At 64.5% G+C, this 13,224-nt stretch carries 9 protein-coding genes; 3 read left to right on the top strand and 6 right to left on the bottom strand.

Annotated features, from left to right (window positions below; genetic code table 11):
• Position 1: 1 nt before the first annotated feature.
• Positions 2-3,643 (bottom strand): multifunctional oxoglutarate decarboxylase/oxoglutarate dehydrogenase thiamine pyrophosphate-binding subunit/dihydrolipoyllysine-residue succinyltransferase subunit, encoded by a 3,642-nt coding sequence (locus ACF07D_RS01135; protein ID WP_370647877.1) that lies wholly within the window; start codon positions 3,641-3,643, stop codon positions 2-4.
• Between the two features lie 319 nt (positions 3,644-3,962).
• On the opposite strand from ACF07D_RS01135, the gene ACF07D_RS01130 reads away from it, so the two are divergent.
• Genes ACF07D_RS01130 through ACF07D_RS01120 form a run of 3 tightly spaced genes read left to right on the top strand, consistent with a single transcriptional unit; the run spans position 3,963 to position 6,794 of the window.
• Positions 3,963-5,306 (top strand): hemolysin family protein, encoded by a 1,344-nt coding sequence (locus tag ACF07D_RS01130; RefSeq protein WP_391503585.1) that lies wholly within the window; start codon positions 3,963-3,965, stop codon positions 5,304-5,306.
• On the top strand, positions 5,303-6,352 hold the full coding sequence (locus tag ACF07D_RS01125) for a hemolysin family protein (protein WP_119281449.1): 1,050 nt from the start codon (positions 5,303-5,305) through the stop codon (positions 6,350-6,352). Before ACF07D_RS01130 ends, ACF07D_RS01125 begins: the two co-directional genes overlap by 4 nt.
• Positions 6,353-6,389: 37 nt before the next feature.
• Positions 6,390-6,794 carry a hypothetical protein gene (locus ACF07D_RS01120; protein ID WP_391503584.1) on the top strand — a complete coding sequence of 135 codons (405 nt, stop codon included), beginning with the start codon at positions 6,390-6,392 and terminating at the stop codon, positions 6,792-6,794.
• A 17-nt stretch (positions 6,795-6,811) separates the two neighbouring features.
• Here ACF07D_RS01120 and ACF07D_RS01115 read toward each other — a convergent pair whose 3' ends face one another.
• The 5 genes from ACF07D_RS01115 to ACF07D_RS01095 form a co-directional block, all read right to left on the bottom strand.
• Positions 6,812-8,218 (bottom strand): ABC transporter permease, encoded by a 1,407-nt coding sequence (locus ACF07D_RS01115; protein ID WP_391503583.1) that lies wholly within the window; start codon positions 8,216-8,218, stop codon positions 6,812-6,814.
• Positions 8,215-8,940 (bottom strand): ABC transporter ATP-binding protein, encoded by a 726-nt coding sequence (locus tag ACF07D_RS01110; RefSeq protein ID WP_370647879.1) that lies wholly within the window; start codon positions 8,938-8,940, stop codon positions 8,215-8,217. Before ACF07D_RS01110 ends, ACF07D_RS01115 begins: the two co-directional genes overlap by 4 nt.
• Positions 8,941-9,053: 113 nt before the next feature.
• The gene (locus ACF07D_RS01105; RefSeq protein WP_255809399.1) at positions 9,054-10,748 is read right to left on the bottom strand and encodes a hypothetical protein; all 1,695 of its coding nucleotides are present in this window, start codon (positions 10,746-10,748) and stop codon (positions 9,054-9,056) included.
• Positions 10,749-10,751: 3 nt separating this feature from the next.
• Positions 10,752-11,789: a hypothetical protein gene (locus ACF07D_RS01100; protein ID WP_119281446.1), complete on the bottom strand. Its 1,038-nt coding sequence runs from the start codon at positions 11,787-11,789 to the stop codon at positions 10,752-10,754.
• Between the two features lie 168 nt (positions 11,790-11,957).
• Positions 11,958-13,163 carry a homoserine O-acetyltransferase gene (locus tag ACF07D_RS01095; RefSeq protein ID WP_255809400.1) on the bottom strand — a complete coding sequence of 402 codons (1,206 nt, stop codon included), beginning with the start codon at positions 13,161-13,163 and terminating at the stop codon, positions 11,958-11,960.
• Positions 13,164-13,224 lie beyond the last annotated feature (61 nt).

The following is a 13,224-nucleotide window of genomic DNA, read 5'->3' as shown; positions in this document are numbered from 1 at the left end:
CTTAGTCGAACTTGAGCGCCTGCGTGAGCAGGGCTTCCTGCTCGACAGCGTGCACCTTCGCCGAGCCCGTTGAGGGCGCAGCCGACGCCGCACGCGAGACAACTCGAATGCGGTCGTTCGCCAGGTGCTTCGCGAGCACGAGCGAGATGAAGGGCCACGCACCCTGGTTCTCAGGCTCGTCCTGAACCCAGACGAGCTCGGCGTTCGGGTAGGTCGCGATGATGCGAGTAAGGTCGATGACCGGCATCGGGTAGTACTGCTCGACTCGCACAATTGCGACGCGGGAGTCGGGATTCTTCGCGAGCGCACCCTCGAGGTCGTAGTAGACCTTGCCGGAGGTGAGGATCACGCGCTGAACCGCATCGCGATCCTGCACATTCGGGTCATCGATCACGGGCTTGAAGCTGCCCGTCGTGAAGTCCTCGACGCTCGAGGTCGCGCCACGCAGTCGCAGCATCGACTTCGGGGTGAAGACGATGAGCGGCTTGCGCGGACGGGCGTACGCCTGGCGGCGAAGCAGGTGGAAGTAGTTCGCGGGCGTCGACGGACGCGCGACGATCATGTTGTCTTCTGCACACAGCTGCAGGAATCGCTCGATGCGGGCCGACGAGTGGTCGGGGCCTTGGCCTTCGTAGCCGTGGGGGAGCAGCATGACGACGGACGACTGCTGGCCCCACTTCTGCTCGGCCGCGGCGACATACTCGTCGATGACTGCCTGCGCGGTGTTCACGAAGTCACCGAACTGCGCCTCCCACAGTACGAGTGCATCCTCACGCTGCAGCGAGTAGCCGTACTCGAATGCGAGCGCCGCGTACTCAGAGAGCAGCGAATCGTAGATCCAGAAGCGGGCCTGATCCTCGGAGAGGTTCAGGAGCGGCAGCCATTCCTGGCCGTTCGCCCGGTCGTGGAAGACTGCGTGGCGCTGCGTGAACGTACCGCGGCGGGCGTCCTGGCCAGCGAAGCGCACGGGGGTGCCCTCCATGAGCAGCGAACCGAGCGCGAGCAGCTCGCCGAAGCCCCAGTCGATTTCACCGGAGCGGCTCATCTCAACGCGCTTGGCGAGGAGCTGCTGCAGCTTGCGGTGCACGGTGAAGCCCTCAGGGGTGTTGCCGTGTGCGTCACCAATACGGTGGATGACTTCCGTCGATACGGCGGTGTCGAGCACCTCGCCAGTCAGCTGACCGGGCTCTTCGCGCTCGGCGATGCCCGACTGATCGATCACGGGGATCGAGCCGGTCTGCGCGGCGTGTGTCTCCATGAACGCCTGCTCGAGGCGGTCTTGGAAGTCTTGCTTTGCAGTCTCGTACTGCTCCTGCGTGATATCGCCACGGCCGACGAGCCCCTCGGTGTAGAGGCGCCTCGTTGAGCGCTTCGCCTCGATCAGGTCAGTCATGAGCGGCTGAGTCATCGACGGGTCGTCGCCCTCGTTGTGCCCGCGGCGGCGGTAGCAGATGAGGTCGATGATGACGTCTTTATGGAACTTCTGGCGGAACTCGTATGCGAGCTGCGCCACGCGCACGACAGACTCGGGGTCGTCGCCGTTCACGTGGAAGATCGGCGACTGGATCACCTTGCCGACGTCTGACGAGTAGACACCCGTGCGGGAGTCGAGCGGCAGCGTCGTGAAGCCGACCTGGTTGTTGATGATGATGTGAATCGTGCCGCCGGTGCGGTAGCCGCGCAGCTGCGACATCTGGAGCGTCTCGTAGACGACGCCCTGACCGGCCATCGCTGCGTCGCCGTGAATGAGCAGCGGCAGCGTGGTGAACGAGCCGATCGGCTTGAGATCCTGCTTCGCGCGGACGATGCCCTCGAGCACACCGTTCACAGTCTCAAGGTGCGACGGGTTCGCGGCGAGGTGGATCGGGACCTGCGTGCCGTTCGGTGCCGTGAAGACGCCAGACGTGCCGAGGTGGTACTTCACGTCGCCCGAGCCTGTCTTCTGCGCGGTCCCCTCGAACTCGCGGAAGATCTGGCCGTACGTCTTCCCGGCGATGTTCGAGAGCACGTTCAGGCGGCCACGGTGCGCCATACCGATGTCGACAGAGTCCACGCCATCTTCTGCGGCGTCGATGAGCATCGCGTCGAGCAGCGGAATGACTGACTCGCCGCCCTCCAGGCTAAAGCGCTTCTGCCCGACGTACTTGGTCTGCAGGAATGTCTCGAAGGCTTCCGCCTCGTTGAGCTTCTCGAGGATGCGCATCTGCTCCTCGCTTGTCGGCTTCGCGTAGGTCACCTCGAGCTGGTCGCGCAACCAGATCCGCTCTTCCGGATCCTGGATGTGCATGTACTCGACGCCGATCTTTCGGCAGTAGGTGTCGCGGAGCACGCCGAGAATGTCGCGCAGCTTCATTGTCGGCTTGCCGCCGATGCCGCCGGTGACGAACTCGCGGTCGAGATCCCAGAACGTCAGTCCGTGGCTCTCGATCTCGAGGTCGGGGTGCGTGCGCTGCACGTACTCGAGCGGGTCGACGTCGGCCATGAGGTGGCCGCGCACGCGGAAGGCGTTGATGAGCTCCTGCACGCGCGCTGACTTGCCGATCGCGCCCGAGACGTCAACATGGATGTCTTTCGCCCACTGGATGGGCTTGTAGGGGATGCGGAGCGCCGCGAAGACGTCTTCGTAGAAGTTGTGCCCGCCGGCGAGGAGCTCGTGGACGTACTTCAGGAACTCACCGGAGCCCGCGCCCTGGATGACGCGGTGGTCGTAGGTGCTCGTCAGGGTGATCGTCTTCGAGATGCCGAGGTTCGAGAGCACCTCTTCAGAAGCGCCCTGGAACTCTGCGGGGTACTCGAGCGCGCCAGCGCCGATGATCGAGCCCTGCCCGTTCATGAGGCGGGGGACCGAGTGCACGGTGCCGATGCCGCCCGGGTTTGTGAGCGAGATCGTGGTGCCCTGGAAGTCGCTCGCGGTGAGCTTGTTCTCGCGCGAGCGCTTCACGAGGTCTTCGTATGCCGCGAGGTACTCGTTAAAGTCGAGCGTCTCCGCGTACTTGATCGCGGGGACCATGAGCGAGCGGCTGCCATCTGCCTTCTGCACGTCGACGGCGATGCCGAGACCCACGTGTGCTGGCACGACGACGCCGGGCTTGCCGTCGACCTCGGTGTAGAAGACGTTCTGCGCCGGATGCGCCTTGAGTGCCTGGATGAGCGCCCAACCGATGAGGTGAGTGAACGACACCTTGCCGCCGCGGCTCCGGCGCAGGTGACTGTTGATCACGATGCGATTGTCGATGAGGAGCTTCGCGGGGACAGTGCGAACGCTCGTCGCTGTGGGAACAGTGAGGCTCGCGTCCATGTTCTTGGACAGAGTGCGCGCCATGCCCTTGAACACGCTGAACTCGTCGGTTGCCGTATCGTCTGCTGCCGCCTGCGGGGTGACGGGCGTCTTGCGCGGCGCGTCAGCAGGGATCGGGGCGGTGCGAGGCGCGACATTCGTGGTGCGGGCGGGCTGCGTTGCAGGCCCGGTGCCTGGCGCTGCGTGTGCCGCGACCGGCGTGGTGGAAGCCGTCGCAGGTGCCGACGGCGGTGCCGCGGGCGCTGACTGAGACTGAACTGCTGACTGAGTGGCCGCAAACTTCTCGAGCGTCGGCCACCAGGCCGGGTCTACCGAGTTCTTGTCGACGACGTACTGTTTGTACATCTCATCGACAAGCCAAGCGTTCGCACCAAAATCTTCTGCGGAACCATCCTGTGAGGTGGTTTCCGAGCGCTCTGCCAAAGCGACTTCCTCTCCCGTGAGTAATGTTGTCTCGTGCGAAAGTGCCGCTGTATCCGGCGGCACGACCCGCGATAACGGTTCGCCATCGCACACTGTATAAGCCTACGCCGTTCCCGCTCCGAAAACGCCAATCTCGCTGATAAAGTAGAGCAATCATGGAAGCGGACCCCCGAAGACCCTCAGACCCTCCGAGTATCAGCCGCGCAGAAGCGCGGACTTCGCCCAGGAATTCGGTTCTCGTATGAACGAGTGGCTGCAACTTTCTCTCGGTATTCTCCTCACGTTTGGAACAGGTGTGTTCGTCGCGGCGGAGTTCTCGCTCGTCGCGCTCGATAGGCAAGATCTCGAGCGGCGCCGGGGGAGCGGAGAACGCGGCCTCGACCGCGTCATTCGCGGGCTTTCCCACACATCGACTCACCTGTCGAGCGCCCAGCTTGGCATCACGCTCACAACGCTGCTCGCCGGCTACCTGCTTGAACCAGTCATTAGCGGGGCCCTCGGCGGTCCGCTCACAGCGATCGGTCTGCCGCGGGAACTCCTCGGTGTCGTGACGGTTCCGGTGGCAGTTGCAGTCGCGACGATCTTTTCGATGATCGTTGGTGAACTTGTGCCGAAGAACTTCGCGATCTCGATGCCGCTCGCCACAGCGAAGCTCGTAATGCCGCTGCAGGCGGGCTTCACCGCGGTCTTTAAACCCGCGGTGAGGGTGCTGAACGGCAGTGCCAATGGGATTCTTCGCTGGATTGGTATCGAGCCGAAGGAGGAGCTCTCCGGCGCCCGCTCGGCCCAAGAGCTCTCGTCGCTCGTCCGCCACTCGGCGAGCGCTGGCTTGCTCGAAGCTGACACGGCGACGCTGCTCGACAGAACCCTGCACTTCGCAGAGCTCACTGCAGCGGACGTGATGACGCCCAGGCTGCGCATGGAGAGTATTCAGCGTCTGGAGCCTGCGCAGGCGGTGCTCGAACTGTCTGGGCGCACAGGGTTTTCGCGATTCCCGGTCATCGATGAGGATCGCGATGACGTCGTCGGGGTGGTTCACGTGAAGCAGGCCGTCGCGGTTCCGCGTCCGAAGCGCGCTGAGGTGCCTGTCGCGGCGTTGGCGGAGGAGTCACTCCGGGTGCCTGAGACGTTGCGGGTTGACCAGCTGCTTGAACAGCTGCGCGCCTCCGGCTATCAGCTCGCGATCGTCGTGGATGAATACGGTGGCACTGCGGGCCTTGTGACGCTTGAGGATCTCGTTGAGGAGATCATCGGTGAGGTCTCTGATGAGCACGATCGTTCTGCCGCCGGTGTGATTGGCACCGCGAACGAGATGACCTTCCCGGCTGACCTCAGGCCAGACGAGCTGCGCGAGCAGACAGGGATCGAGATTCCAGAATCTGACGACTATGACACTGCCGCAGGGTTCGTGCTGTTCCAACTCGGAGCCATTCCTCTGGTAGGCGACGAGGTCGAGCTGCCAGATGGCGCGACGCTTCGGGTGGAGCGGATGGACGGGAGACGCATTGCCAGGTTGCGGTTCTTCGCTGCGCCAGAGGATGAAGCTCTCGAGGAATCGGGCCACGGCGAAGGGGAACGCGCATGAGTGACTGGCTCGGAATTCTCTGGCTCGTGCTGCTGCTCGCCGCGAACGCCTTCTTTGTCGCCGCGGAGTTCGCGGTGATCTCGGCACGGCGGTCGCAGATCGAACCACGCGCGGAAGCTGGCTCTAAGAGCGCGAAGACAGCCTTGTTCGCGATGGAACATGCGACGCTGATGCTCGCGACGTGCCAGCTTGGTATTACGGTCTGCTCGCTCGTGATCCTGAACGTATCGGAGCCCGCGATCCACCACCTGCTCGCCGGTCCGCTTGAGTGGACAGGGATGAGTGTCGAGGTCGCTGGTATTACCGCGTTTGCACTGACGCTGCTTCTCGTCACCTACCTTCACGTTGTCTTCGGCGAGATGGTTCCGAAGAATGCCGCGTTCACCCTCCCTGATCGCGCCGTGCTGTTGCTTGCACCACCGCTCGTGGCGATCTCACGCGTGCTCCGTCCGATCATCACCGCGCTCAACGCGATCGCAAACGGCGTGCTTCGCATGTTCGGCGTCGAGCCGAAGTCTGAGACGACAAGCACGTTCACGCTTGAGGAGGTCGCGAGTATCGTCGACCACTCGCGTCGGGAGGGAGTGCTTGAGGATCGCTCTGGCGCGCTGACCGCGGCCTTCGAGTTCACCTCGAAGCGTGCAGGCGACGTGCTCGTGCCGATCGACAGGCTTGTTGTGCTCCCTCCGGGGTCGACCCCGGCCGACGTCGAGGCAGCGGTGGCCCGTCACGGGTTCTCGCGCTACCCGATCGTTGACGCCGAGGGCGCGCTCGTCGGCTACGCGCACATCAAGGACCTCGTGCGCATCGGCGAGAGCTGGATCAACGAGCCGATCCCGCCAAAGCGGGTGCGTGAGATTGTCACGATGCGCGTCGATTCGGAGCTTGAGGACGTGCTCTCGCACATGCAGCGTCGCGGCATTCACATGGCGCGTGTTGTCGATGCCCAAGGCGTCGAGCTCGGAGCCGTCTTCCTTGAAGACGTCATCGAGGAGCTCGTCGGCGAGATCCAGGATGCGACGAGGCGCCAACGCTACGAGGAATAGTTGGGTTGGCGTGTCGCCGGGGTGCGATACTTGACGCATGACACGGATGACTGGCCAGACGCTCGGACTCGGAAGCCTGCGGCTTGACGCCGCCTACTGCCTGATCCTTGGCGTGGCAGTCGCGGCGGCGGCAGGCAAGATCGCGGGAGTCATCGCGCTCCCGGAGTCGCTCTTGTTCGCGACCGGTGGCATCGTCGTCGTCTGGGCTGGTCTCGTGTTCTGGATGGCTGGGCGAGTCCCCATGAAGATCGCCTTGCGCGTCGTGATGGGAGTGAACATTGTCGCGACAGCGCTCATTGCGGCTGCATCAGTCACTGCCGCAAGCTGGTTTGTCGTCGCCGTTGTGCTCGCGATTGCAATTGAGGTTGGGTTGTTTGCCGTCAGTCAGGCCGTGGCGATTCGCCGCCTCGCGGCCACTGACGCCGGGTCACGGCTCGCGTAAGCCTCATCGATAGAGGCTTACGCGTCGCGGAGCGCGTCGACAGGTTCGATCTTCGCTGCCTTCATTGCTGGGTAGCTGCCGGCAGCGAGCCCGACAAGCGCTCCGACGGCCACGCCGAGCGGGGCTGCCCACGGGGCGAGCACTGGCGTCCATTGCTGCACGAGACAGACGCCGATGAGTGCGAACATGCCAACCACAACTCCCATGAGCCCACCGAGGAGTCCTGTGGTCACTGACTCGATCATGAACTGGCCGGCGATGTCTCTTGTGCGCGCGCCGAGCGCTCGACGGAGGCCGATCTCACCGCGGCGTTCGGTCACTGACATCAGCGTGACGCTCGCGATGCCGATGCCACCGCCGATGAGCGCGACGACGCCGATTGCGAGAAAGAGCACGTTCACGTCAGCCTCGACGCCTTCCCTGAGCGCATTCGCACTCGACGGTGCGGATACCTTGAACGCGTCTGGGGCGTTGGGGTCGAGTGCGATCGGTGCCTGCCTCGCGACGACGTCTCCTGCCCCGACGGCGATCCTGATGTCGAGGCTGTTCGCGGCCGTGAGGCCGAGCTCACCGCGAGCCGTGTTGACAGGGACAATCACTGAGTCGAGGAGGGTGTTTCGGGTGCCGACCTTGTCGAGGATCCCGATCACCGTGTAGGCGCGCTCCTCGATAAAGATTGCAGGCTGACCGCTCACCCGGTTCACGCCGAGGCGTTCGGCGGCGTCCTTGCCCAGCACGACAACCCGGTCTCCACGGTCGTCATGGCCAGCGTCAAAGAAGCGGCCAGCGCTGATGTGACCGGCGACAGTGTCGAGCAGTTCTGGCGACGCAGCCACCACCGGGGGTGCTGCCTTCGCCGCCGCCGACGGGTCGTTGACGCGTACGGTCACGACGTCTTTGACGTTGTCGAGCTTGGCATAGAGCGCCGCGTGCTCGACGCCAGCGAGGTCGCGAACCCTGTCTGCCGCGTCCCACGGCAGGCGGGCAGTCGCACGCTCTTTGCCGCCAGCTGCCTTCGCCTTGCCAGGTTCGACAGTCACCCGGGTCGCCGAGAGTGCATCGAACTGCTGAGCGATCTGACCGCCCGCAGTTTGCGCGAACCCGATCGTCGCGACGAGAGAGGCGATGCCGAGCACTGTACCCGCGAGGGTGATGAGTAGGCGAGAGGGGCGAGACCCGACGCCCTCGAGCGCTTCTCGAACGAGGTCGCCGCGCGAGATCGTCGACCTGGGGGCGCGGGCGTCCTGCTGCTTGCGGGCACGACGCGACGCAAACAGGCGCTGCCGCTTCTTCTCCGGCTGCTCGGAATCCGTTGACAGGCCCTGCGTGAGCTCCTCGAGCGTGATCTCCGGTGAAGCCGAAGCGCCTGCCGGTGAAGTCTCACGCCGCTTTCTACCGCGCCAACCGCGCTGATTGGGCTTCATTCGATCACCGTAAGCTCTCCGTCATTGATCCGGACTCGGCGGCCGGCGGCCTCAGCCACAGCCTCGTCGTGCGTGATCATCACGATCGTCAGGCCATCGCGTGAGAGTTCGTCGAAGAGCGCCATGATTGCCCGAGAATTTGCCCGGTCCAGGTTGCCCGTTGGCTCGTCAGCGAGGAGGAGGCGAGGGGACGTGCAGACGGCGCGAGCGATCGCGACACGCTGGCGCTCGCCGCCCGACAACGTGTTCGGCGTCGAATCGATGCGGTGCGAAAGCCGCACCCGATCGAGCGCCCGCCGCGCCAACGGCTCCCGCTCCTCGCGGCTGAGTCCGGCATATGTTCCTGCCAGCATGACGTTCTCGAGCACGGTTCGGGTCGGCATGAGATGGAACGACTGGAAGACGAAGCCGATTGCCCGCGAGCGGAGACCCGCACGCTCGTCCTCGCTGAGCCCAGCGACGTCGATCCCCTCAAACAGGAACGTGCCTGTACTTGGCCGATCGAGGAGGCCGAGGGTATTGAGCATCGTCGACTTTCCCGAGCCCGACGGGCCGATGATTGCGAGATAGTCGCCGCGGTCGACAGTGAGGTCGACTCCGCGCAAGGCGTTCACTGGGGGAGGGCCCGGGAAGAACCGGGTCACTCCGCTCAGTTCGGCGATGGGGCCCTCGAACTCCGGGTCCCCGATGTCCGCGCGCTTCGAGGATGCATGCGCCTGCACACCGGCCCCCGTAGTAGCCGCGTTCGCGAGGGTGGCGTCTGCCGCTTCTGCAGCGCCGGCCGAAGCGTTCGAGGGCCCCGCCGAGTCCTCGCGGAACAACTCATCGACGCCACTCACCGACCAACCACGACCTTCGCGCCCTCGACGATGCGGTCGTCGCTGCTCGTGATCTCGACGTAGCCGTCGGCGGCGAGACCTGCCTCGACGGTGACGGTCTCGGTCTCTGCGTTGTGACCGTCACGAACGTCGATGAGCAGCTCCACTCGATCCTCGCCGCCCGAGCCCGCAGACAACGCTGCGATCGGTACTGCGATGACCTCACCGTCTGTCGAAGCAACTGGAATCCGAAGGCGCACGTTCGTGCCGCGCAACTGATCGAACTGCTCAGTCGTGAGATCGACTGGCTCGAGCTCGACAGTGTAGCGGGCGCCGCTGGTGTCGCCGCCGCCACCACCGCCACCTGAACCGCCGCCGCCCTCTGCGCCTTCGCCACCTTCTGAACCGCCACCAGACTTGGGGGCCTTCACCGCGGTGACCTTTGCAGTGAGGGCTGCGCCGTCGGGGCCCGAGAACTCGGCGACGAGACCCTCCGACAGGAGCTCAGCATCTTGCTTGGAGACGGTGCCGCTGATCGACAGCGTGGCGCCAGAAACGCTCATCGGAGACCCCGAGAGCACGTCGCCGCGCTTCACGCTCACCTCGTCAACCCGGCGGGGAAGCCCCGCAAGGAACAGCGCCTCGCCTGCCGGGAGCGTCGGAAGCACGGCAGCCTGCGCCTCACCGAGCGCCTCCTGCGCGTCGTTCACACCCTCCCAGGCCGAGTTCACTGCGGCCTGCTCGCTGGTGACGTTCGGGGCCTTCGCCGCGCGTGCCTCGTCAAGGGCAGCCTGTGCCTGTGCCGCGGCAACATTCGCGTCGCGGAGGGCACGCTCTGCGCTTCTCAGCTGGTCGCGCGACTCGTCGCCGCCAGTCGCTGCGGTGTACCCAAGCTGCTCGTAGAGCGCCCCAACACCCGCAGCGGTATCCCAGTCGAACGTATCAGTGTTGAGGTCACCACTCGCGTAGCCGAGCGCCGACAGCGCCTGCTTGAGCTGGGTCACGTCGGGGCCGCGCATGCCGATGCTCAGGCTGCGGTAGGCGGGGAGCTCTCCGGGAAGCACGATGACGGGCCTGCCGGCGACCTCAAGAGCCACGTTGCCGGCCTTGAAGATGGCGCCGACGGCGGGCACCTGCCCAGTGATGACTGCCTTCGATTCGCCACCAGCGGCGTCGATCGCGACTGCGACCGAGTCTGCGTAGGCGACCTCGCCGCGCAACACCACCGTGTTCTCGATAATCCGGTTCTCGATCGGCGCAGTGACCGGGCCGGGCTTTGGGGCCTCGGTGCGGGCGGCAAGCGTCGCGGGAGAGACGATGAACTGCATGACGATCACGCCGAGCAGGAGCGACGCCACAGCAACCGCGGCGATCAGGGCGACAAGACGCTTGCCGGTCCAGGGCTTCTTCGCGTTCGAATCGTCACCCTCGGCATCTTCTGGCTGTGCAGATTTCCCGGCCTTCGCGGCTTTCGCCTTGGAGCGCTTAGCCCGCTTCGGTGAGTCAGCTTGGGCCCCGCCAGTGCTGGCCCCGCCGGTGCTTGCCTCGACCGTGTCAGCGGCAACGTCAGCGGCAGACTCGGCAGCAGCCTCGGCGGAGCCGGCAGCCTCGGGTTCTGGGGTCTCGGCGTCAGTTACTCCAGCTGCGTCGGTTTCAGCTGTGGGCATGGATTCGGAGGCGTCGCCTCCCTGGCGACGCCTCTTGAAAGCCACGGGTTACTTCTCCTCAGACTTTGAGCCAGACTTCGTCTGGTACTTCGCGAGCATCGCGTCGAGCTCGGCCTTGTGCTCATCAACGAACTTCTGCTCTTGCGCATGCATGATCTTCGTCGACTTCTTGTCGAAGTCGATCTTCTCCTTGCAGGTGAAATCAGCGACTGCCGTCTCGACCTCAAGCTTCTTGAGTTCGTCCATTTCCTTCTTCGACGGCTCCTTGGGCTCCTCACCCTCGACGTACTCGCCGTAGAGACCGTTCTGCGCTTCCATGATCGAGTTCTGCGCATCATCTGGGCTCGCGAACTGCGCGTAGCCGCTGTCTGCCATGCACGAAGCCCACTCGGTGTTGAGCGCGGTCATCTCCTCGGAGGGCTCCATGCCCCATACCTCGTTCATCGCTTCGAATAGGTCAGCGAACTCTGGGTCTTCGTAGGCAGCCTGGGCGCCCTGTGCGTCCTGGGAGATCTCGTGGCGGGCCGCTCCCTGGCAGCCCTCCTGAGTCCAGTCTGAGGTGTAGCTGCCGCCGTCTTCCATCTCGGCCATCTGCTCCTCGGTCGGGCCGGGACCGTACAGCACCTCGTAGAACGCCTGCTGCTCAGACTCGCTCAACGACTCTACGTACTTCTGGTTGGGGTCGACGTATTCGTTCTCGGGCTCTTCGACCTGATTGTTCCAGGGGCTGTCAAAGAATCCGTAGCCGTACTGCTCGGCGAACTCCTTCGTGCCCCACTGGGGGCCGTCCATTTCTTCCTCGTCGCCCGAGAAGAAGGTCATGCTTTGGGTGTCGGGCTCGTACTCGAACCCCTCCTTCTGCATGCAGACAGCGACGAGCTCCTCAACCTTGAGTTGCTCCTCCTGCATTGCCTCCTCCGTCATCTCCTCGCCGTCCCAGAGGGCCGACAGGTACTTGCTCAGCGGCCCCTCCTCGAGCTCCGGCGCCTTGTCGCCTGGCTTTGCCGAGCAGCCAGAGAGTGTGAGGGCCACTGCCGCGGCGATAGCGGTAATGGGCAGGAGAGCCTTGCGGGCATTGCGGGGCATGAAAAGACCTCATTTGATCATGAACGAAGTGTCAGGATGAATTTGAAAGTTAGCACACAAAGCAACACCCCCTGGTGCTTGTGAGCGGTTTGCCAGCTTGTCGTGACCAAGCCGATGCAGAGTCTTCGGCAGGTGTCGGAGAACCGGGCGAAGGTCACCTCACCGGCGCTACAGGGCGAGCAGCCTGTTGAGTTGCGCGCCAACGAGCTCGAACTCGATGAGGAATGAGTCGTGCCCGTAGGGGGAGTCGATCCGCGTCGCCTGGGTACCGTCGAGGCTGCCGGGTGTGTGCCGTGCGATCTCGTCCTGGCCCTCGATCGTGAAGAGACGATCGCTCGGAATTCCGAGGACAAGGGTCGGGATCTCGAGCGTCTGCAATGCAGCCCGTACGCCACCCCTGCCTCGGCCGACATCGTGAGAGTTCATTGCCTGCACGAGCGTCACGTAGCTGTTCGCATCGAACCGCCGAGTGAACTTGTTGCCGTGAAAGTCGAGGTATGACTCGACTGCGAAGCGGCCGCCGCCGCCGAGCGGGCTCACCGCCGACTGCCACGACCTGCCAAACCTGTCGTCCAGTTCGGTGTTGCTTCGGTAGTTCAATAGCGCGAGCCTGCGTGCCGTCGCGAGTCCGTGATGCGGGCCGATCCCGTCGGGAGCATCGTAATAGTCGCCGCCGTGGTACGACGGGTCTGAGCGAATCGCCTCGAGCTGCACGAGGTTCAGCCCAATCTGATCGGCAGTCGTCACTGGCGGTGCGGCGATCACTGCAAGGCGCTCGGTGCGATCCTGATTGATGATTCCCCACTCGAGCGCATGCATTCCGCCCATCGAGCCACCAATGACGGCGGCGAACCGATCAACACCGAGCGCGTCAGCAAACTTGGTCGCTGCAGCCACCTGGTCGCGAACCGTGAGGTACGGGAACCGGGCGCCCCACTCGCGGTGGTCGGCCGCGAGTGAGCCGGGCCCGGTCGAGCCCTGGCAGCCACCGAGCACGTTCGGGGCGATGATGCAGTACCTGTTTGTGTCGAGCGGACGGCCCGGCCCGACGATCTCGCTCCACCAGCCATCAGTCGGGTGACCGGCGGTCGCAGCCCCCACAAGGTGACTGTCCCCAGTGAGCGCATGGAAGACAAGGATGGCGTTGTCGCGAGCCTCATTGAGCTCGCCAAACGTCTCGTAGGCGATGCGCACGTGGGGGAGCTCCTCGCCCGCCTCTGTCGTCAGCGAGCCGATCGACACGAACTGTCGGTTGCCCACAGGATCGCCGTCGCGCCAGCCACCTGAGATTGGCGGTCGACCCATGAGTGCGCGCAACTGCGCGTCGGTGATGAAATCGGTCGGGAACGAGTCCTCGGGGGTCTGCCAGTCCATAACTCCCTATTCTGGCCTGGTTCTTCGCCCGCCGTGCGAATGTTACGCCGCGGCGCGCGAG

The sequence above is a fragment of the Leucobacter sp. NPDC015123 genome, assembly GCF_043080205.1.
Classification (GTDB): Bacteria; Actinomycetota; Actinomycetes; order Actinomycetales; family Microbacteriaceae; genus Leucobacter; species Leucobacter aridicollis_A.
This window is presented reverse-complemented; position numbering and strand designations above follow the sequence as displayed.